The organism is Streptomyces nymphaeiformis (genome assembly GCF_014203895.1).
Lineage (GTDB): Bacteria > Actinomycetota > Actinomycetes > Streptomycetales > Streptomycetaceae > Streptomyces > Streptomyces nymphaeiformis.
Genome location: NZ_JACHJY010000009.1, coordinates 463,649 through 482,986, shown reverse-complemented (window position 1 = coordinate 482,986; position 19,338 = coordinate 463,649). Strand labels below are relative to the sequence as shown.

General features: G+C 73.5%; 19 protein-coding genes. 11 read left to right on the top strand and 8 right to left on the bottom strand.

Going from position 1 to position 19,338, the window contains the following annotated elements; all coding sequences use genetic code 11:
* The first annotated feature begins 135 nt into the window (after nucleotides 1-135).
* The 7 genes from GGE06_RS30795 (at nucleotide 136) to hemL (ending at nucleotide 8,697) form a co-directional block, all read left to right on the top strand.
* Nucleotides 136-888 carry a maleate cis-trans isomerase family protein gene (locus tag GGE06_RS30795; RefSeq protein ID WP_116158488.1) on the top strand — a complete coding sequence of 251 codons (753 nt, stop codon included), beginning with the start codon at nucleotides 136-138 and terminating at the stop codon, nucleotides 886-888.
* A complete protein-coding gene (locus GGE06_RS30790; RefSeq protein ID WP_312883370.1) occupies nucleotides 789-2,150 on the top strand; it encodes an FAD-dependent oxidoreductase in 1,362 nt (453 codons plus the stop codon). Before GGE06_RS30795 ends, GGE06_RS30790 begins: the two co-directional genes overlap by 100 nt.
* The gene (locus GGE06_RS30785) at nucleotides 2,119-2,919 is read left to right on the top strand and encodes an aspartate/glutamate racemase family protein (protein WP_184932364.1); all 801 of its coding nucleotides are present in this window, start codon (nucleotides 2,119-2,121) and stop codon (nucleotides 2,917-2,919) included. Before GGE06_RS30790 ends, GGE06_RS30785 begins: the two co-directional genes overlap by 32 nt.
* 67 nt (nucleotides 2,920-2,986) lie before the next feature.
* On the top strand, nucleotides 2,987-4,006 hold the full coding sequence (gene hemB / locus GGE06_RS30780; RefSeq protein WP_116158485.1) for a porphobilinogen synthase: 1,020 nt from the start codon (nucleotides 2,987-2,989) through the stop codon (nucleotides 4,004-4,006).
* 4 nt (nucleotides 4,007-4,010) lie between these two features.
* Entirely contained in the window at nucleotides 4,011-5,351 is a 1,341-nt protein-coding gene (gene hemA / locus GGE06_RS30775; protein WP_184932363.1) for a glutamyl-tRNA reductase, read from the top strand.
* Nucleotides 5,348-7,402 carry an acetate--CoA ligase family protein gene (locus tag GGE06_RS30770; RefSeq protein WP_116158483.1) on the top strand — a complete coding sequence of 685 codons (2,055 nt, stop codon included), beginning with the start codon at nucleotides 5,348-5,350 and terminating at the stop codon, nucleotides 7,400-7,402. Before hemA ends, GGE06_RS30770 begins: the two co-directional genes overlap by 4 nt.
* A complete protein-coding gene (gene hemL / locus GGE06_RS30765) occupies nucleotides 7,399-8,697 on the top strand; it encodes a glutamate-1-semialdehyde 2,1-aminomutase (RefSeq protein ID WP_116158482.1) in 1,299 nt (432 codons plus the stop codon). Before GGE06_RS30770 ends, hemL begins: the two co-directional genes overlap by 4 nt.
* A gap of 97 nt (nucleotides 8,698-8,794) precedes the next feature.
* Here the strand turns inward: hemL and GGE06_RS30760 are convergent, their stop codons facing one another.
* Entirely contained in the window at nucleotides 8,795-9,211 is a 417-nt protein-coding gene (locus GGE06_RS30760) for an organic hydroperoxide resistance protein (protein WP_116158481.1), read from the bottom strand.
* 150 nt (nucleotides 9,212-9,361) lie between these two features.
* Between GGE06_RS30760 and GGE06_RS30755 the strand changes: the two genes are divergently transcribed.
* Nucleotides 9,362-10,456, top strand: coding sequence for a CaiB/BaiF CoA transferase family protein (locus GGE06_RS30755; protein WP_184932362.1), 1,095 nt, complete (start codon nucleotides 9,362-9,364; stop codon nucleotides 10,454-10,456).
* Here GGE06_RS30755 and GGE06_RS30750 read toward each other — a convergent pair.
* The 7 genes from GGE06_RS30750 to GGE06_RS30720 form a co-directional block, all read right to left on the bottom strand.
* A complete protein-coding gene (locus GGE06_RS30750; protein WP_116158479.1) occupies nucleotides 10,441-11,085 on the bottom strand; it encodes a response regulator transcription factor in 645 nt (214 codons plus the stop codon). The genes GGE06_RS30755 and GGE06_RS30750 overlap by 16 nt on opposite strands.
* Complete coding sequence (locus GGE06_RS30745; RefSeq protein WP_116158478.1) at nucleotides 11,076-12,179, bottom strand: sensor histidine kinase; 1,104 nt, start codon at nucleotides 12,177-12,179, stop codon at nucleotides 11,076-11,078. Before GGE06_RS30745 ends, GGE06_RS30750 begins: the two co-directional genes overlap by 10 nt.
* Before the next feature lie 80 nt (nucleotides 12,180-12,259).
* Complete coding sequence (locus GGE06_RS30740; RefSeq protein ID WP_116158477.1) at nucleotides 12,260-12,946, bottom strand: DedA family protein; 687 nt, start codon at nucleotides 12,944-12,946, stop codon at nucleotides 12,260-12,262.
* A gap of 142 nt (nucleotides 12,947-13,088) precedes the next feature.
* Complete coding sequence (locus tag GGE06_RS30735; RefSeq protein ID WP_116158476.1) at nucleotides 13,089-13,751, bottom strand: NUDIX domain-containing protein; 663 nt, start codon at nucleotides 13,749-13,751, stop codon at nucleotides 13,089-13,091.
* Complete coding sequence (locus tag GGE06_RS30730; RefSeq protein WP_116158475.1) at nucleotides 13,748-14,101, bottom strand: DUF4406 domain-containing protein; 354 nt, start codon at nucleotides 14,099-14,101, stop codon at nucleotides 13,748-13,750. Before GGE06_RS30730 ends, GGE06_RS30735 begins: the two co-directional genes overlap by 4 nt.
* Before the next feature lie 95 nt (nucleotides 14,102-14,196).
* Nucleotides 14,197-14,982: a DeoR/GlpR family DNA-binding transcription regulator gene (locus tag GGE06_RS30725; protein ID WP_116158474.1), complete on the bottom strand. Its 786-nt coding sequence runs from the start codon at nucleotides 14,980-14,982 to the stop codon at nucleotides 14,197-14,199.
* 138 nt (nucleotides 14,983-15,120) lie between these two features.
* Nucleotides 15,121-15,789, bottom strand: coding sequence for a GntR family transcriptional regulator (locus tag GGE06_RS30720; protein ID WP_116158473.1), 669 nt, complete (start codon nucleotides 15,787-15,789; stop codon nucleotides 15,121-15,123).
* Nucleotides 15,790-15,934: 145 nt separating this feature from the next.
* On the opposite strand from GGE06_RS30720, the gene GGE06_RS30715 reads away from it, so the two are divergent.
* From GGE06_RS30715 to GGE06_RS30705, 3 genes are read left to right on the top strand one after another with little or no spacing between them, the layout of a single operon-like run.
* A complete protein-coding gene (locus GGE06_RS30715; RefSeq protein WP_220378528.1) occupies nucleotides 15,935-17,263 on the top strand; it encodes an MFS transporter in 1,329 nt (442 codons plus the stop codon).
* Nucleotides 17,260-18,426, top strand: a complete 1,167-nt coding sequence (locus tag GGE06_RS42090; protein WP_221518653.1) for a maleate cis-trans isomerase family protein — start codon at nucleotides 17,260-17,262, stop codon at nucleotides 18,424-18,426. Before GGE06_RS30715 ends, GGE06_RS42090 begins: the two co-directional genes overlap by 4 nt.
* Nucleotides 18,423-19,331 (top strand): polysaccharide deacetylase family protein, encoded by a 909-nt coding sequence (locus GGE06_RS30705; RefSeq protein ID WP_184932361.1) that lies wholly within the window; start codon nucleotides 18,423-18,425, stop codon nucleotides 19,329-19,331. Before GGE06_RS42090 ends, GGE06_RS30705 begins: the two co-directional genes overlap by 4 nt.
* The last annotated feature ends 7 nt before the right edge of the window (nucleotides 19,332-19,338 follow it).

Genomic DNA, 19,338 nt, shown 5'->3' with positions numbered 1-19,338 from the left:
GCACCGTATTCACGGTGCGGCGTCATTTCCGTTTCCCGGTCCCTCGGGAAGGGGTGCGGATTCCCGTATCGATGTGCGAGTCGCCCGGGCCGTACGGTGATCTCAATGGCACCGACGGTTGGGAGAGACTCGTTCATGGCTCTGCAATCGGCTCCGCGACTCGGTGTGGTGGTTCCGTCCGGAAACGCCGCAGCCGAACCCGAGATCGGCAGCCTCGTCAGCCCCGCATTCAATGTGCACACCTCACGATTCCCGGTGCTTCCCGGAAAAGACCTGCGCGGTCGTCTGGAGAAGTACAACGACGTGCTCCCCGAAGTGCTGGGGAATTTCGGCGGACTGCGTCTCGACGCGGTCGTCGTCTCCTGCACCGGTTCGCACTACCTCCTCACGCCCGAAGGCGACCGCGCGCTCTGCGCGGAACTCTCCGAGCGCGCCGGAGCGCCCGTACGGTCCGCGGCCCTGGCCATCCTCGACACCGCGCGGGCGGTGGGCGCCGAGCGGCTCGTCCTCGTCTCGCCGTACGAGCCCTGGCTCACCGAACTCTCCCAGGCGTACTGGGAGTCGGCCGGCCTCGCGGTCGACCGGGTCGTCAAGATCCGGGCCGGCGCGCGGTTCTCCCCGTACGACGTGACCACCGACGAGCTCGTCGCCCAGGTCCGGGAGGCCGAACTCCCCGAGGACGCCACGCTGTTGTTCACCGGCACCGGCATGTTCACCTTCGACGCCCTCGCCGAGCTCGGCCGGGACGGCGGGCGCACCCTGCTCACCTCCAACCTGGCGAGCGCCTGGTGGGCCCGCGACGCCCTCGGCCTCCCGGCGGACGGCCCCGACGCCCACCCGCTGCTGCGCCGGCTGGCCGAGCGGTCAGCGGCCGCGACCGTGTCGTGAGCGGCTCCTCAGCGGCCCACGGACCTGCGTCCCACGCCCCCGTCGCCGTCGTCGGCGCCGGTCCCGTGGGTCTGACCGCCGCGCTCGTCCTCGCCCGGGCCGGAGTCCCGGTGACCGTCCTGGAGTCCAGGAGCGAGCTGGCCACCGAGTCCCGTGCCTCCACCTTCCACCCCGCGACCCTCGACCTCCTCGACGAACTCGGCGTGGCGGCCGCCCTGCGCCGCCAGGGCCGCACCGTCGACCGCGTCCAGTGGCGCGACCTGGACGGCGCCGTGCACGCCGAGCTGGACTACGCCCTGCTCGCCGGGCACACCCGCCACCCGTACCGGCTCCACGTCGAACAGGCCCGGCTCACCCCGCTCCTGCTCGACGCGCTGACCACGACCGGGATCGCCGACGTGCGGTTCGGGGCCACCGTCACCGGCGCCGAGCAGACCGGCGCCGGGGTGCGGCTGCGGACCGAGGACGCGGCGGGACGACCCACCCACACCCACCACCCGTACGTCCTGGCCGCCGACGGCAGCCGCAGCCGGCTCCGCGAGCTCGCCGGACTGCCCGGCACGGCACAGGAGTACCCGGACTACGCGCTCCGCGTGGTCACCGACGCCCCGCTCGACGCGCTGGTCCCCGGGCTCGCCGCGCTGACGTACGTCCGCGACCCGCGGGGCTCGGTCAGCGCGCTCGGGATGCCCGACCACTGGCGGCTCATCTTCCGGATCCCGCGCGGGACGCCCCGCGACGAGGTGCTCGCGCCGGACGCCGTGCGCGCCCGGGTCGACCGGGCCCTGCCGGGCGGCGCCGGACGGGCCGTGCGCGTCACGGACGCGCACACCTACCGGCTCGCGCGGTTCCTGCTGCCCCGCTACAGGGACGGCCGGATCCTGTTCGCCGGGGACGCGGCCCACCTCACCTCCACCGCCGGCGGCCTGAACATGAACTGCGGCCTGCACGACGCCGTGGAGACCGGCCGGGCCCTCGCCGCCGTGCTGACCGACGGCACCGGCGACGAGACCCCGCTCGACGCGGCGCTCGCACACCGCCGCTCCATCGTCGAGACGGCGGTCCTCCCCCGCAGCGAGGCCCGCACCGCCGGGCTGGACAGCCCCGCCGAACTCCGCGCCCGGATCGCCGACCTGCGGCGCACCGCCGCCGATCCCCGCGCGGCCACCGACTACCTGCTCAAGGCCTCACTTCTCGACGTCGCACCACGACCCCGGAAAGGCGAGACACATGCGGATCTGGTTTCACAAGCACACCGTTGAGGGACGTCTGCCGCTGCTCGACCAGTGGTACCGCGAGCACCTCGACGCGATCGCCGCACCCGGCACCACCGTCGACATCAAGACCCTGCCGGCCGACACGTACCCCGACCGCACCCCCTTCGGGCTCGTCGGCCACCACTCCGCCCAGGTGCTGTTCAGCCGGCACTTCTCCGAGTCCGCGCTCGTCGCGGAGCGGGAGGGCTACGACGCCTGGGTGATCGCCGCCGGCCAGGACCCCGGCCTGCGCGACGCCCGCCACCTCGCCTCCATCCCCACCCTCGGATACGGCGAGACGGCCTTCTTCCTCTCGGCGCTCACCGGCCAGCGCTTCGGCGTCCTCGGCTTCATGCCGCCCCTGGAGGAGCCCATCAGGGCCAACATCCGCCAGTACCGCCTGGAGTCCTCGCTCAGTTCGTACGAGGTCGTGCCCGGCGGCTGGGACTCCGTGCACCGCTCCCTGGAAGGCGACTTCGACGAGTTCGTCGAGGTGTACTCGGCGGCCGCCGAGCGCGCCGCCCGGGCCGGAGCCGAGGTCATCATCCCCGCCGAGGGCATCCCCAACGAGATCCTCTGGCACCTCGGCATCCACGAACTCCACGGCCTGCCCGTGATCGACCCCGCCGGACTCGCCGTGAAGCTCGCGGAGACCCTCGTCCAGCTCGGCGAGCTGAAGCTCTTCCAGCGCAGCGAGCACGGCTACTGGTTCAGCCGCCCCGACGAGCCCGTCTCCAAGCACCTGGAGCAGGTCTTCCTCGGCTCGGCCCTCTAGGAGATGCCGTGTCCGACCCCCTGTACGCGAGCCCGCACGCCCCCACGCCCTCGAAGGAGTCACGCCCATGACGTACGACGCCTACGGCCGCAACACCGCGGCCACCGACCCCGCCGCCCCCTACTACCGCCCGCGCCGGCTCCGCCGCACCCCCGCGCTGCGCCGCTTCGCCGCCGAGACCCGCGTCGGCCCCGCCAACCTCGTCCAGCCCCTCTTCCTCCGCGAGGGCCTCACCGAAGCGCGTGAGATCCCCTCCATGCCGGGCGTCTTCCAGCACACCCGCGACACCCTCCGCAAGGCGGCCGCCGAGGCCGTCGCCAACGGGGTCGGCGGACTCATCCTCTTCGGCATCCCCGAGCACAAGGACCCCACCGGCACCGGCGCCGTCGACCCGGACGGCATCCTCCAGGTCGCCCTGCGCGACGTCGTCGCCGAGGTCGGCGACTCCACCGTGGTCATCGGCGACATCAACCTCGACGAGTACACCGACCACGGCCACACCGGCGTCCTCGACGCCGCCGGCGACGTCGACAACGACGCCAGCATCGAGCTGTACGCCCGGGCCGCCGTCGTCCAGGCCGACGCCGGCGCCCAGATCGTCGCCCCCAGCGGCATGATGGACGGCCAGGTCCGCCGCATCCGCGAAGCCCTCGACCAGGCGGGACACCAGTCCGTCGCCATCCTCGGCTACTCCGCCAAGTACGCCTCGCACTTCTACGGCCCCTTCCGCGACGCCGTCGAGTCCACCCTGCGCGGCGACCGCAAGGGCTACCAGCAGTACCCCGGCAACATCCGCGAATCGCTCCTGGAGGTCTCGCTCGACGTCGCCGAAGGAGCCGACCTGGTGATGGTCAAGCCCGCCCTCGCCTACCTCGACATCGTCCGGCTCATCGCCGACCACGTGCAGGTCCCCGTCTCCGCCTACCAGGTCTCCGGCGAGTACTCCATGGTCGAGGCGGCCGCCGCCAAGGGCTGGATCGACCGCGACCAGGTCGTCCGGGAGAGCCTCGCCTCCATCCACCGCGCCGGCGCCACCCAGATCATCACCTACTGGGCCTCCGAGTTCGCCCAGAGCCTGGACCGGTGACCCGGTGACCTCGTCCGCCACCATGCTGGTCCTCGGCATCAGCCACGCCAGCGCCCCGCTCGACCTCCTGGAGAGACTCGCCGGCACCGACCGGCCCGCCGAGGACCTCGTCTCCGACGTGACCTCCGTCGACGGCATCGACGCCGCCGTCGTCGTCTCCACCTGCAACCGCCTGGAGATCTACGCCGAGACCCGGGGCGGCACCTCCGACCCGGGCGAACTCGACGGCCTCGGCGAGCTGTTCGCCCAGCACACCGGCGTCGACCACGAGGAGCTCGCCCCGCACCTCTACAGCCACCACTCCGACGGAGCCGTACGCCACCTCTTCGCCGTCGCCTCCGGACTCGAATCGGTCGTGGTCGGCGAGGACCAGATCCTCGGCCAGGTGAAACTGGGCCTCGAACGGTCCCAGCGGCTCGACCGGACCGGCCGCGTCCTCGCCAAAGCCGTCCAGACCGCCCTCAGGGTCGGCAAGCGGGCCCGCAACGAGACCGGGCTCAACGAGGCCGGCCGCTCGCTCGCCACCGCCGGGCTCGGCTTCTTCGAGCGCCGCGTCGGCTCCCTGCACGGCAAGACCGCCCTCGTCATCGGCGCCGGAGCGTTCGCCGGAGTCGTCGTCGCCGCCCTGCGCCGCTCCGGCCTCGACCGGGTCCACGTCGCCAACCGCACCCCGGAGAAGGCCCAGCGGCTCGCCGAGACCACCGGGGGAGCGGGCTACGACCTGGCCGACCTGCCCCGGCTGCTCACCGAGGTCGACGTCGTCGTCGGCGCCACCGCCGCCACCGGACACCTCGTCACCGCCCGGGACGTCGAGGAGGCGCTCGCCGCCCGGGACGGCCGCGAGCTGTTCCTGCTCGACCTGTCACTGCCGCACAACATCGCCCCCACGGCGGCGGAACTTCCCGGCGTCACCTTCGTCGACCTGCGGCGGATCGCGGAGGAGGGCCAGGAGGACGAGATCTCCGCCGCCAGCGTCCAGGCCGCCCACGAGCTGATCGACGCCGAGGTCGAGCAGTTCCGCACGGGCCTCCGGCTCGCCGGCGCCAAGCCCGTCCTCACCGCCCTGCGCACCGCCGCCGCCGAGGCCGCCGAGGCCGAACTCGACCGGCTCGCCCGCCGCCTCGAAGGACTCGACGGCGCCGCGCGGCAGGAGATCGGCCGCAGCGTGCGCCGGATCGTCGACAAGGCGCTGCACCAGCCCACGGTCCTGGTGCGCGAGCTGGCGGCCGACCCGGACGGCGCCCGGCACATCGCCGCCTTCACCCGCCTGTTCGCCGCCGCGGAGTCCACCGACGGCAGCGACACCGACACCACGAACGAGAAGAAGATCGAGGCCATCGCATGAGTGACATCTCGGCCCTCTGGGAAGCCGAATCCATCGCCGTCATCGGGGCCAGCGAGCGCCCCGGCGCTTTGGGCCGCAAGCCGCTCGACTACCTCCTCCGGTACGGCTACAAGGGCCGCATCCTGCCGGTCAACCCGCGCTCCCCGGAGATCCTCGGCGTCCCCGCCTACCCCAGCGTCAAGGACGCCCCCGGCCCCGTCGACCTGGCCCTGATCATGGTCTCCGCCGAGCGGGTCCCCGGCGCCGTCGACGACTGCGTGGCCGCCGGCGTCAAGCTCGCCGTCATCGCCTCCTCCGGCTTCGCCGAGACCGGCGAGGAGGGCGCCCGCCTCCAGGCGGAGGTCGTCGCCAAGGCCCGCGCGGGCGGCCTGCGGATCATCGGCCCCAACTGCATCGGCGCCGTCGGCTACGAGAACCGGGTCCTCGCCACCTTCAGCCCGCTCTTCGGCGCCGAGTCCGTGCCCTTCGAGCCCGGCACCCTCGCCTTCGTCAGCCAGAGCGGCGCCCTCGGCTTCGGCGCCGCCAGCCTCGCCCTGGAGCGGGGCCTGCGTCCCGGCTGGGTCGTCAGCACCGGCAACGACGCCGACGTCACCGCCCTCGAAGTCCTCCGCGAACTGTCCGCCGTCCCCGAGGTCACCGGCCTCCTCGGCTACCTGGAGGACACCCCCGACATCGGGACCCTCCGCGAACTGGCCGGCTCCGGCAAGCCCGTCGCCCTCCTCAAGTCCGGCCGTACGGAGGCGGGCGGCCGCGCCGCCGCCTCGCACACCGGCGCCCTCGCCACCGACGACCGGGTCCTGGACGCCGCCCTGCGCGGTCTCGGCATCGTCCGCGTCGAGGACATCGACGAACTCCTCGACGTCGCCCGGGTCTTCGAGTCCGAGCGGCGCCCCGCCGGCAACCGCGTCGCCGTCGTCACCACCTCCGGCGGCTCCGGCATCCTCGCCGCCGACGCCGTCGAGGCCCACGGCCTGGAGCTCAGCGCCCTGGAGCCGCGGAGCAAGGAGGCGCTCGCCGAGATCGTCCCCGCGTTCGGGGCCATCGACAACCCGGTCGACATCACGGCCACCGTCCTCAGCGACCCGTCCCTGTTCGACCGCTCCCTCGACGTCCTGATCGCCGACGAGACCGTCGACATCATCGTCGCCGCCTTCTGCGTGATGGCCGGACCCGACGTCGAGAAGGCCGTCAACGCCCTCTCCCGCGCCGCCGTGAAGGGCGGAAAGCCGATCCTCGTCGCCCGCACCGGAGCCGACTTCCTCGCCCCCGACGCCCCCCGCGACCTGCGCGAGGCCGGCCTCCCCGAGTACCCGACCCCGGCCCGCGCCCTGCGCGCCGCCGCCGCCCTCTGGGAGGTCAGCCGCCCCCGTACGCTCCCGGACGCCCCGCGCCCCGGGACGGTCGCGGGACCCGGTGCCGAAGCGACCGAGCCCGAGCTGAAGCGGCTCCTCGCCGACGCGGGGATCCCCGTGCCGAAGGGCCGGATCGCGGCGGACGCCGAGGACGCGGCACGGGCCGTGACCGAGGTCGGCGGTACGGCGGTGCTGAAGGCCGTGGTGCCCGGACTGCTCCACAAGACGGAGGCCGGAGGCGTCGAGATCGGCGTCACCGCGGACACCGCTCCCGAGGCGTACGGCCGGCTCGCCGCGCTCGGCGGCCAGGTCCTCGTCGAGGAACTCGTCGAGGACGGCGTCGAGTTGATCGTCGGCGTCCACACCACCGACCTGGGCCCGGTGCTCACCGCCGGTCTCGGCGGGATCTTCACCGAGGTCCTCGACGACGTCGGCCACCGGCTCCTGCCGCTGGCCCCGGGCGAGGGCGCCGAGCTCCTCGCCGGGCTGCGCGGCGCGAAGGTGCTCGCCGGCACCCGGGGCCGGGCCGCCGCAGACGTCGAAGCGGCCGCCGCGCTCCTCCACGAGGTCGGCGACCTGGTCCAGGACTGGCCCGCCGGTTTCGCCCTCGACCTCAACCCGGTGCGGGTGCTCACGAAGGGCGCGGTCGTCCTGGACGCGGCGCTGAGCTTCGACACCTCCGAGGAGACGGCCCGATGAGCGGTACGGAGAACAGCAAGGCCCTCTTCGAGCGCGCCCGCGAGGTCACCCCCGGCGGCGTCAACTCGCCGGTCCGCGCCTTCGGCGCCGTCGGCGGCACCCCCCGCTTCATCGCCTCCGCCGAAGGCCCGTACCTCACCGACAGCGACGGCAACGAGTACGTCGACCTCATCTGCTCCTGGGGCCCGATGATCCTCGGCCACCGCCACCCGGCCGTCGTCGAGGCCGTCACCCGGGCCCTGGAGCGGGGCACCTCCTTCGGCGCCCCGTCCACCGGAGAGGTCGAACTCGCCGAGGAGATCGTCGACCGGGTCGCCCCGGTCGAGCAGGTGCGCCTGGTCAGCTCCGGCACCGAGGCCACGATGTCGGCGATCCGCCTCGCCCGCGGCTTCACGGGCCGGAGCAAGATCGTGAAGTTCGCCGGCTGCTACCACGGCCACGTGGACGCCCTCCTCGCCTCCGCCGGCTCGGGCCTCGCGACCTTCGCGCTGCCCGACACCCCGGGGGTCACCGGCGCCCAGGCGAGCGACACGATCGTCCTGCCGTACAACGACCTGGCGGCCGTCGAGAAGGCCTTCGCCGAGATCGGCGACGAGATCGCCGCCGTCATCACCGAGGCGGCCCCCGGCAACATGGGCGCCGTCCCCCCGCTGCCCGGCTTCAACGGCGGTCTCAAGGAGATCACCGCCCGCCACGGCGCGCTGTTCATCTCCGACGAGGTCATGACCGGCTTCCGGGCCAGCCGCTCCGGCTGGTACGGCCGCGACGGCGTCGCCCCCGACCTGCTGACCTTCGGCAAGGTCATGGGCGGCGGCTTCCCGGCGGCGGCCTTCGGCGGACGCGCGGACGTCATGGCCCACCTCGCCCCGGCGGGACCCGTCTACCAGGCGGGCACCCTCTCCGGGAACCCGGTCGCCACCGCCGCGGGCCTCGCCACCCTGCGGCACAGCACCCCCGAGGTGTACGAGCGGCTCGACCAGGTCTCGGCCACCATCGGCGCCGAGGTCTCCGCCGCCCTCGCCAAGGAGGGCGTGGCGCACCGGCTGCAGTACTCCGGCACCATGTTCTCCGTCTTCTTCGGGGAGGACGAGGTGGTGGACTTCGACGGGGTCCGCGCCACCGAGTCGTACCGCTACACGCCGTTCTTCCACGAGCTGCTGCGGCAGGGCGTCTATCTGCCGCCCTCGCCCTTCGAGGCCTGGTTCATCTCCGCCTCGCACGACGACCGGGCCGTGAGCCGGGTGGTCGAGGCGCTGCCGGCAGCGGCGGCGGCAGCGGCGTCGGCGAAACGCTGAGGACCCGACGCACAGGAGTCGTACAGGAGTCGTACGTGAAGAGCCCCCGTGGACCACGGGGGCTCTTCCGCCTGCCAGGAGACCTACTCGGCGGGATCTACCCGGCGAGATCGATCCGCACCTCGACGTTCCCCCGTATCGCCTTCGAGTACGGGCAGCGCCCGTGGGCGGCGTCCGCGAGCCGCCGCGCCTCGGCGGCGTCGAGGCCGGGCAGGCCGACGGTGAGGACCACCGACAGGTGGAAGCCGCCCTCCTCCTTGTGCAGCGCCACCTCGGCGGTGACGGTGTCGTCCGCGAGCGCGGTCCTGGACTCGCGCGCGGAGACCCGCAGCGCGCTGTGGAAGCAGGCGGCGTAGCCGGCGGCGAAGAGCTGCTCGGGGTTGGTCGCGGTGCCGGAGCCGCCGACGGCCTTGGGGCTCGACAGCGGCAGGTCGAGGAGCCCGTCGGAGGAGTGCACGGCGCCGTTGCGCCCGTCTCCGGTGGAGGTGACCTCGGCGGTGTAGACGACGGTCATGCGGCATTCCTTTCGCAAGCGGAGAAAAGGGAATCGCCTCAGTCTCGGGCGCTGCGGAATTCCCGGCGCTACGGATCTCCGCAGTCCTTTCCATAAGGGCGCGCAATAGCGTGGAGACATCACAAGCCCATGAATTCAAGGGAGTTGGCCATGGCAGGACCGCTGAGCGGAGTGCGCGTACTGGAATTCGCGGGTTCGGCGCCCACCGCGTTCGTCGGCACCGTCCTGTCCGGTCTCGGCGCCGACGTCGTACGGGTGGACAGGGCGCCCGCCGGCCCGCCCGCGCCCGACGCGGAGCGCCCGGCGGAGAACCCGCTGTCCCGGGGCCGCCGTTCGGTCGCCCTCGACCTGAAGAGCCCCGAGGGGATCGAGCAGGCGCTCCTCCTCGCCGAGCACGCCGACCTCCTCGTCGAGGGCTTCCGCCCCGGCGTCGCCGACCGCCTCGGCATCGGCCCCGAGGCGGCCCTCGCCCGCAACCCCCGCCTGGTGTACGGGCGGCTCAGCGGCTGGGGCGGCGAGGGCGAGTGGGCCGGGCGCGCCGCCCACGACCTCGCGGTGCTCGCCCTGACCGGCGCCCTGGACACCGACCCGGAGAGCGGGGCGCCGGTGCCGCCGCCCACCGCGTACCTCTCCAGCTTCGCCGGCGGCGCCAACGCCCATGTGCACGGGCTGCTCGCCGCCCTCCACGAGCGGGAGCGCTCGGGCCGGGGCCAGGTCGTGGACACCGCCCTCGCCGACGGCGCCGCCCTGATCGCCACCCTGATCCACCAGTGGCGCGCGGTCCCCGGCAACCACACCGTCACCGACGCCCCGCACTACTCCCTCTACGCGGCCGCCGACGGCCGGCACCTCGCCGTCGCCGCCATCGAACCCCGGCTCTACCGGAACCTCCTGGAGCAGCTGGGCCTGACGGACGACGGCAGCCTCCCCGACCGCGCCGATCCGGCCGCCTGGCCCGAGCTGCGCGCCCTGATCGCGGCCCGTTTCGCGACCCGGGACCGCGAGCACTGGGTGAAGCTCTTCGACGCCGTGGACGCCGGAGTGGCCCCGGTGCTGACCGCCACCGAGGCGGCCGAGCACCACCAACTGGCGGCGCGCGGCTCCTTCGTGGAGGTCGGCGGCGCCCTCCAGCCGGCCCCCGCCTCCCGCTTCGACCGCACCCCGGCGGACGCTCCGGGCCGCGCCCCGCTCCCGGGCGAGCACACCGACGAGGTGCTGAGCGAGTGGGCTCAGGCCTCCAGGTAGCGCAGCACGGCCAGGATCCGCCGGCTGTAGCCGTCGGTCCGGTGGAGCTCCAGCTTGTCGAAGACGGCGTTGAGGTACTTCTCCACCGCGCTCAGCGAGAGGTGCAGCTGCCGGGCGATGGCCGCGTTCGTGTAGCCCTGGGCCAGTACCTCCAGGACCTCCCGCTCGCGCGGGGTGAGCCGGGCCAGCGGATCGGCGTGGGTGCTGCGGACGACCAGCTGGTGCACGACCTGCGGGTCGATCGCCGCCCCGCCCGCGTGGATCCGGTCCAGCGCGTCGAGGAACTCCTCGACCTGGGCCACCCGGTCCTTGAGGAGGTAGCCGACGCGTTCGGCGCCGGCCGCGAGGAGCCGGGCCGCGTAGCTGCGTTCGACGTACTGGGAGAGCACCAGGACCCCCGTCTCCGGCAGCCGCTCGCGGATCTCCACGGCGGCCCGCAGCCCCTCGTCCGTATGGGTGGGCGGCATCCGGATGTCGGCGACGACGACGTCCGGGCGCCGCGCCTCCACCTCGGCGACGAGCGTCTCCGCGTCGCCGAGGGCCGCGAGCACCTCATGGCCCTCCTCGACGAGCAGCCGTACCAGGCCCTCCCGCAGCAGGGTCGAGTCCTCGGCCAGGATCACGCGCACGGCAGCTCCGCGACAAGAGTGGTGGGTCCCCCGAGGGGGCTGTCGACATGCAGGGTCCCGTCGAGCGCGGCGACCCGGCTGCGCAGGCCGGTGAGACCGCTGCCCGCCGGGTCCGCGCCGCCCCGGCCGTCGTCCTCGACCCGCACGGTGAGCAGCGGGCCGGTCCGCGTCACGGCCACGGAGACGGTGGAGGCGGAGGAATGCTTGGCGGCGTTGGTGACGGCCTCCGACACCACGAAGTACGCGGCGGACTCCACCGGCCGGGGGAGCGGCGCGTCGCCCGCGTCGAAGCGGACGCGCAACGGGATCGCGCAGCGCTCGGCCACCCCGCCGAGCGCCTCTTCGAGGCCCAGGCTGTCGAGGGCCGCCGGATACACCCGCCAGGCCACGTCCCGCAGTTCGGCCAGGACGTCCTGGGCCTCCCGGTGCGCCTGCCACAGCAGGGCGTCCGCCTGCTCCGGGTCGCGCTCCCGGCCCCGGCGCGCCCGGCCGAGCAGCATCGCCAGGGCCACGAGCCGCTGCTGGACGCCGTCGTGGAGGTCCCGCTCGATGCGCCGGCGCTCGGTGTCGACGGCCTGGACGACGGCGGCCCGGCTGAGGGCGAGTTCGTCGATGCGGCGCCGCAGCAGCTCCTCCTCGGAGGGGCCGAAGCACGCGCGCGCGAGGCGGGCGTCGAGCGCGGCCAGCGCGTACAGGCCCTGGACGTCGAGGTAGAGCAGGACGCCGCCGAGCAGCAGCTGACCGGGGAGTTCGGGCCAGCCGAGCGAGCCCCGGACCAGGCCCCGGACGAGCAGGACGGCCAGGACCTCGCCGAAGACGAGGAGCCCGAGAACGATCCCGGTCACCAGACCGGCCCCCACGCGGGCGGCGAGGTAGCGGAGGATCCGCCGGTCGGGGACCTCGTACGCACCGGGGAACCGGTCGCCGAAGAAGACCGCGCGGCGCCTCCGCTCCAGGGCGGCGAGCCGCCGGGCCCCGGCCATCAGGAGCGGCCGCGCGCGGGGCCAGGGTCCGAGGGCGGCTCCGGCGACGAGCAGGAAGACCGCGCCGGGGAGGGCGCTCAGGCAGCCGAGCACCACGCCGACGAGCCGCATGCCCGCGGACCTGGCCCCCGTACCGTCCCCTTCGCCCCCTCGCACGGTCCCGGAGCCTAGTACGGGGGTCCGTGCCCCGCTCACGAGGTACGGCGGTGCTTGGTACGCCCGCGCCCCCGGAGCCGTACGGCGAGGAACGCGGCCAGAGCCACGAGGACCAGCACGAGCACGGCCTTGGACAGCACGCCCACGTACCCCTCGACGAGGTCCCAGCGGTCCCCGAGCCAGTAGCCGGCCATCACCAGCACGCTGTTCCAGACCAGGCTGCCCAGGGTCGTCAGCGCGAGGAAGACGGGCAGCGGCATCCGCTCGACGCCCGCCGGGACGGAGATGAGACTGCGGAAGATCGGCACCATCCGGCCCAGGAACACCGCCTTGGTGCCGTGCCGGGCGAACCACCGCTCGGTGCGCTCCAGATCGGAGACCTTCACCAGCGGCAGCCGGGCCCAGAGCGCGTGCATCCGCCGCCGCCCGAAGAGCGCGCCGATCCAGTAGAGGGCGACCGCCCCGGTCACCGAGCCCAGCGTCGTCCAGAACAGTGCCGAGACCAGGCTGATCACCCCCTGCCCGGCGGCGAAGCCGGTCAGCGGCAGGATCACCTCGCTGGGCAGCGGCGGGAAGAGGTTCTCCAGCGCGATGGCGAGCCCCGCGCCGGGCCCGCCCATCGTGTCGACGAGCCCGGCGGCCCACCCGGCGAATCCGCCGGCGGGCTCCCCGGCCAGGGCCAGGGGGAGGGGCGGATGAGGGACGAGCGCGCTGAGGGGCATGGTGGGTCTCCAGGACGACGAGCGACTTCCCGAGGCCCGCGCCCCGGCATGCCCTCACGCTAGAAATCCCTGCTCACCGCCGGTACGAGGCTTCCCACCCGGCCCCCCTGCGGAAAACCGCAGGGGGCGGGGCCGTCGAGGGTCAGGCGCCCGGCCGGAACGGGCCGTCGAGGGCCGCCCACTGGAGCAGCATCACGGTCTTCGCATCGGCGATCCTGCCGTCGCGAACCATGGCGAGCGCCTCCGCGAAGGGGAGTTCCACGGTGGTGATGTCCTCGCCCTCGGCGGCGACGCCGTGTGCGCTGCCGGGGGAGCGGGCCGGGTCGTAGGGGGCGGCGAAGAAGTGCAGCCGCTCGGTGACCGAGCCGGGGCTCATGTAGACCTCGAAGACCCGCTCGGGGACACCGATGGAGTACCCGGTCTCCTCCTCGGCCTCGCGGCGGATCGCCTCCTCCGGGCTCTCGCCGTCCAGGAGCCCGGCGGCGGTTTCGAGCAGCATGCCGTCGGGGTGCCCGTTGACGTAGGCGGGAAGGCGGAACTGGCGGACCAGCAGCACGGTGCGGCGGTCGGTGTTGTGGAGCAGGACGGTCGCCCCGTCCCCGCGGTCGTAGGTCTCGCGCTGCTCACGGCTCCAGTGCCCGTCACCGTGCCGGTAGTCGAAGGTGGTCTTCCGCAGGACGTACCAGTCGCAGGACAGCACCTCGACGTCATGGATCCGCACCCCCGGGTTGCCGGTCAGGTCGCGGCCGTGCCGGTCGAGGCCGGTGCGGCCGCGGCGGTCGGGGGTGTCGATGCCGGCCGTCATCGGGCGGCCGGGACGGCGGCGATGTCCGTGTACACGGCCGCGCCCTGTCCGAGGGCCCTGGCGACCATCCGGTCCGCGCCCTCGGAGGGGCCGCCGATCCGCAGCACCGCGTCGCAGCGGGACAGCAGCCGCTCGGCCACGGGGTGGAAGATCTCGTCGAAGAGGGGGTCGCCGGGACCGGCGCTGCCGGCGGTCTCCACGAGCGGGAGGGCGAGGGCTTCGCCCGTGACGGGCAGGTGCCCGGCACGGAAGAGCACGAGCGCCGCCTCGTTCATCGCCCGCACGTTGGCGGCGAGCCTGTGGGGGTCGTCGCCGGTGCCGGACCGGTAGGGCCCGGCGACGAGGATCATCAGGGGGCGGGGTTCAGGGGTCACGACCGCATCACTCCTTGAGCAGGGGTACGGGTGGGGGCGTAGGTGTAGGCGCGGGCGCGAGGCGCCAGGGTTCAGGCGAGCACCGTCTCGACGCCCGCGTCGCGCAGGGCGTCCAGGGTCTCGGGGCCACGGGGGTGCGTGGCGGCGTCCTCGGCGGCCCGGTCGGTGACGAACTGGTGCACCGCGTCGAGGGGGGCGACCCGGCTGAACGCGCGCACGCCCAGCTTGGTCGCGTCCGCGACGGCGACCGTACGGGCGGCCCGGGCGAGTCCGGACTGCTTGACGGCCGCGTCGTCGAGGGAGAACTCCGACCATCCGTGCCCGGCGTGCACACCGCCGATGGACATCACGAAGCAGTCGAAGGCCAGGTCTCCGAGGGTGCGCAGCGCGAGCGGTCCGACGAGGGAGCGCTCGCCGGGACGCGAGCGGCCGCCCACGACGAGGAGGTCGATCCCGGGCCGGTCGGCCAGGACTGCCGCCGCCTGGAGGCTCAGCACGGCCACCGTCAGCGGGCCGCGCCCGGCCAGATGCTCGGCGACGTGCACGGTCGTGGTCCCCGCGTCGAGGAGCACGCGCGAACCGGGCTCCACGAGCGCGGCCACGGCCGCGCCGAGCCGGTCCTTGGTCGCGGCCTGCCAGGGCTCCCGTGCGGTGAACCCGGCCTGCTCCGCACGCACGCGCGTGGCGACGGCGCCACCGTGCACCCTGCGCACCAGACCCTGACGCTCCAGCGCGTCGAGGTCCCTGCGCACGGTCATCTCCGAGACACCCAGGCGAAGGGAGAGCTCCGACACGGAGACCCGGTCGGAGCCCTGCACCAGCCGCAGGGTCAGGTCCAGACGATTGGCGACACCCATGGCACTTTTCTACCACGCAGATGTGCGAATGAACATCATGATGTGCGAACCGTGGGTGCGGGGCGCAGGGTGCGGGGCGCGGAGTCCACGTGCCGCCCGGCGGCCCGAGGGGCGGGGGTGTCCCGCTCCGCCCCGCGCTCACGTCCCGTCGAAGAGCAGCCCCAGCGCCACCTCGCGGTAGTGGCGGATGTGGCGGAGGGAGCAGTCGGCCGCCGCGTCGGCGTCGCCCGCGGCGATCGCCTCGTACAGCATGCGGTGCTCCGCCCAGAGGGAGCCGGGGTCGTCGATCTGCTGGAAGAGCCAGCGGAGGCGTCCCTCCAGGGACTCCAGGGTGGTGGCGAGCATGTCGTTGCCCGCGAGTTCCACGATGTGGTGGTGGAAGGCGGCGTTGGCGCGGGAGACGCGCTCCGGACGCCCGGACAGCGTCACCTTGCGCGCTTCCTCCAACAGGGCGCGGAGCTCTTCGAGTTGGGCCTCCGTGCGGCGTTCGGCGGCCCTGCGGGCGGCCAGCACCTCCAGGGCCTCGCGCAGGTCGAAGAGGTTCTCCACGTCCTGCCCGGAGAGTTCGCGGACGACGATCCGGCGCGGTGAGAGGGCCTGCAGGAAGCCCTCGCCGAGCAGGATGCGGATGGCCTCGCGCACCGGGACGCGGGAGACCCCGAACTCCTCGGCCACGTCGCGCTCGACGAGCCGGTCCCCCGGCCGCAGCCGTCCGTCGATGATGCGGTCCCGCAGCCCCTCGCAGACCTGGTCGCGGAGCCAGCCGCCGCCGCTGGAGATGGTCGCGGCGCCCTCGGTCTCGGTCATGTGCCCTCCCCGTATCGATGCGGTCACGGTATACCAAACGCTTGACGGCCTCTCGGCTCACTGCTTTGGTATACCGAAACGCGGCTCGGGGCCCCGCCGCGCTCGACGTCTCACCCTGTGCGATCTGTGAATCGAGGGTTTGTCCGTGAGTACCACACCGCTCGGCAAGACCGTCCCCGCCGCGACCGCCCCCGCCCCCGCCGGCGGCCGTCCCAGCCGGGTCCGCTGGAAGATGTTCGTCCTGCTCCTCGGCGTCGTCGCGCTCAACTACATCGACCGCGGCTCCGTCTCCGTCGCCCTGCCCCTGATCACCGACGACCTGGGCCTCTCCAAGGAGACCACCGGCTTCGTCCTCAGCGCCTTCTTCTGGACGTACGCGCTGATGCAGATCCCCGGCGGCTGGCTCGCCGACCGCTTCGGCCCCCGCAGGATGGTCTCCGGCGCCTGCATCGGCTGGGGCGTGGCCCAGGCCGCGACCGCCGCCGCCACCGGCGCGGGATCCCTGCTCGGCTACCGCCTCCTCCTCGGCGCCGTCGAAGCCCCCGTCATGCCCGCCGGCGGCAAGCTCAACGCCCAGTGGCTGCCCGCGAAGGAACGCGGCCGGGGCGCGGTGCTGCTCGACGGCGGCGCCCCGCTCGGCGCCGCGCTCGGCGGCATCCTCATCTCCGCGCTCATCGCCTGGACCGGCAGCTGGCGGACCAGCTTCGTCATCGCCGGCGTGCTGACCGTCGTCATCGGCCTGTGCGCCGCCTGGTACGTCCGCGACACCCCGCGCGAGCACCCCGGCGTGAACGACGCCGAGGCCTCGTACATCGAGAGCGCGCACGCCGCCGAGGACGCGGCCGGCCCGGCCGACGAGCGCACCGGCCTACGCCCGTACCTCAGGCACCGCTCGTTCTGGGCGATGTGCCTGGGCTGGATGGGCTTCAACGGCGTCTTCTACGGCCTGCTCACCTGGGGCCCGCTCTACCTCTCCGAGACCAAGGGCTTCGACATCAAGACCATCGGCTGGTCGACCCTGGTCATCTTCGGCTCCGGCTTCGTCGGCGAGCTCACCGGCGGCTGGATCTCCGACCGCCGCAAGGCCGCCGGGGCGGGCGCCAACGCCGTGATGCGCACCATGATGGGCGTCGCGGGCGCGGCCGTCGTCGCGGGACTGCTCGGCGTGGTCCTCGTACCGGACCCGACGACCGCCGTCGTCCTCCTCTCCGCCGTCATGTTCTTCCTGCGCTGGGCGGGCCTCTACTGGTCGCTGCCCTCCACCCTGGCCGGCCGGTCCAACGCCGGCGTCGTCGGCGGCGCGATGAACCTCGCCGGCAACATCGCCGGAATCGTCACCCCCATCGCCGTCGGCTACATCGTCGGCGGCACCGGCTCGTACACCTGGGCGCTGCTCTACTTCGTCGGCGCGGGTGTCCTCTTCACCGTCTCGTCCCTCGTCATCGACTACAGCAGGAGGCTCGCCGTCCGATGATCCGTATCGGCATGCTCACCCCGTCCTCCAACACCTGTCTGGAGCCGGTCACCTACCGCCTCCTCGACGGGGCCCGGGACCTCGCGAGCGCCCACTTCGCGCGCGTCCCCGTCACCCGGATCGCCCTCGACGGCGGCTCCGACGCCCAGTTCGCCGCCGAACCGATGCTCGCGGCCGCCCGGCAGCTCGCCGACGCCCGCGTCGACGTCATCGCCTGGAACGGCACCTCCGGCTCCTGGCTCGGCGTCGACCACGACCGGCAGCTGGCCGCCGCGATCACCGCGGAGACCGGCGTCCCGGCCACCACCTCCACGCTCGCGCTGCTCGACGCCTGCGCCGCGTACGGCGTGACCCGGCTCGGCCTGGCCGTCCCCTACACCAGTGACGTCGCCGAGCGGATCGTCACCACGTACGCCGCCGAGGGCCTGGACTGCGCGCTCGCCGAGCCGTTCGGGGTCTCCGACAACGAGGCGTTCGCCCGCATCCCCGAGACCGACGTGGCCCGGCAGATCGAACAGGCCGCCGCGGACGCCCACGCCGTCGCGGTCGTGTGCACCAACGTGTACGGCGCGGGTGCCGCCGCCGGACTGGAGACCACACTTGGTATACCGGTCTTCGACAGCGTGACCGCCACGCTGTGGAAGGCGCTCGACCTGGCGGGCGCACACCCCGCCCTCGACGGCCACGGCGACCTGCTGCGCTCCGGAAGCCTGCGCGCCGGCTTCCAGCGGGTGCTCACCGAGCTGCGCACGGCCATCGGCGCCGACCGCACCACCCTGCGGCTCGACCTGCCCGGGCACGGCCTGCACGTGGACCTCACCGCAGGCGAGGCACTCGGCCCCGGCGTCCGCTCCATCCGTCGCGACGCGGGCCTCGACCAGCGCCGGCTCAACACCGTCGAGTGGCTGGAGCGGCACCGGATCCCGCTCGTCCAGCCCCACTTCCGGGACGACCCGAGGCCGCCACAGGCCCTGATCGACGTCTACGGCGTCCGCGCGCAACTGCTCGCGCCGGTCGTCCGCGACACCGACATGACCGGCTGGATCTCCGCCCACAGCCTCGCGGAGCGCGAGTGGAGCGCCACCGGCCGGGCCGCCATGGCCGCCGCGATCGCCGATGTGCACCACCTGCTCGACACGTACGGAAAGGCCCACGCCGCATGACCACGAAGGACATCAAGATCGCCCTGGGCGTCGACGTCGACGCCGTCGCCGGCTGGCTCGGCAGCTACGGCGGCGAGGACTCCCCGAACGACATCCAGCGGGGCGTCTTCGCGGGCGAGATCGGCACCCCGCGCCTGCTCAAGCTCTTCGAGCGGTACGGGATCCGGACCAGCTGGTTCATCCCCGGCCACTCCATCGAGACCTTCCCCGAGCAGACCCGCATGGTCGTGGAGGCGGGCCACGAGGTCGGCGCGCACGGCTACTCGCACGAGAACCCGATCGCGATGAGCCCCCGGCAGGAGGAGGACGTCCTCGCCCGCTCCGTCGAGTTGATCGAGGAGTACACCGGCCGCCGCCCGCGCGGCTACGTGGCGCCCTGGTGGGAGATGTCCCCGCACACGGCGGCCCTCCTCCACAAGTACGGCTTCTCCTACGACCACAGCCAGAACTACCGCGACTTCACCCCGTTCTACGCCCGCGTCGGCGACAGCTGGACGAAGATCGACTACGCGAAGGACGCCAAGGACTGGATGAAGCCGCTGGTCCACGGCCACGAGGTCGACCTCGTGGAGTTCTGCGGCAACTGGTACGTCGACGACCTGCCGCCCATGATGTTCAACAAGCACGCCCACAACAGCCACGGCTACGTCAGCCCCCGCGCCCTGGAGCAGGACTGGCGCGACCAGTTCGACTGGGTGTACCGCGAGCTCGACTACGCGGTCGTCCCGGTGACCCTCCACCCCGACGTGAGCGGCCGCCCGCAGGTCCTCCTCATGCTGGAACGCTTCATCGAGTACGTGTCGGGGCACGCCGGCGTCACCTTCTGCACCCTGGAGGACGCCGCCGACGACTTCCGCCGCCGCTTCCCCTTCGAAGGCGGGGCCCGCCCGGCGGACATGCGCTGAGGCGACG

Bases quoted from the DNA above. Each gene is read 5' to 3' on its own strand.
- GGE06_RS30795 (WP_116158488.1), top strand. From the start codon at position 136: ATGGCTCTGCAATCGGCTCCGCGACTCGGTGTGGTGGTTCCGTCCGGA.
- GGE06_RS30785 (WP_184932364.1), top strand. From the start codon at position 2,119: ATGCGGATCTGGTTTCACAAGCACACCGTTGAGGGACGTCTGCCGCTG.
- hemB (WP_116158485.1), top strand. From the start codon at position 2,987: ATGACGTACGACGCCTACGGCCGCAACACCGCGGCCACCGACCCCGCC.
- GGE06_RS30770 (WP_116158483.1), top strand. From the start codon at position 5,348: ATGAGTGACATCTCGGCCCTCTGGGAAGCCGAATCCATCGCCGTCATC.
- hemL (WP_116158482.1), top strand. From the start codon at position 7,399: ATGAGCGGTACGGAGAACAGCAAGGCCCTCTTCGAGCGCGCCCGCGAG.
- GGE06_RS30760 (WP_116158481.1), bottom strand. From the start codon at position 9,211: ATGACCGTCGTCTACACCGCCGAGGTCACCTCCACCGGAGACGGGCGC.
- GGE06_RS30755 (WP_184932362.1), top strand. From the start codon at position 9,362: ATGGCAGGACCGCTGAGCGGAGTGCGCGTACTGGAATTCGCGGGTTCG.
- GGE06_RS30745 (WP_116158478.1), bottom strand. From the start codon at position 12,179: ATGCGGCTCGTCGGCGTGGTGCTCGGCTGCCTGAGCGCCCTCCCCGGC.
- GGE06_RS30740 (WP_116158477.1), bottom strand. From the start codon at position 12,946: ATGCCCCTCAGCGCGCTCGTCCCTCATCCGCCCCTCCCCCTGGCCCTG.
- GGE06_RS30735 (WP_116158476.1), bottom strand. From the start codon at position 13,751: ATGACGGCCGGCATCGACACCCCCGACCGCCGCGGCCGCACCGGCCTC.
- GGE06_RS30730 (WP_116158475.1), bottom strand. From the start codon at position 14,101: ATGATCCTCGTCGCCGGGCCCTACCGGTCCGGCACCGGCGACGACCCC.
- GGE06_RS30725 (WP_116158474.1), bottom strand. From the start codon at position 14,982: ATGGGTGTCGCCAATCGTCTGGACCTGACCCTGCGGCTGGTGCAGGGC.
- GGE06_RS30720 (WP_116158473.1), bottom strand. From the start codon at position 15,789: ATGACCGAGACCGAGGGCGCCGCGACCATCTCCAGCGGCGGCGGCTGG.
- GGE06_RS42090 (WP_221518653.1), top strand. From the start codon at position 17,260: ATGATCCGTATCGGCATGCTCACCCCGTCCTCCAACACCTGTCTGGAG.
- GGE06_RS30705 (WP_184932361.1), top strand. From the start codon at position 18,423: ATGACCACGAAGGACATCAAGATCGCCCTGGGCGTCGACGTCGACGCC.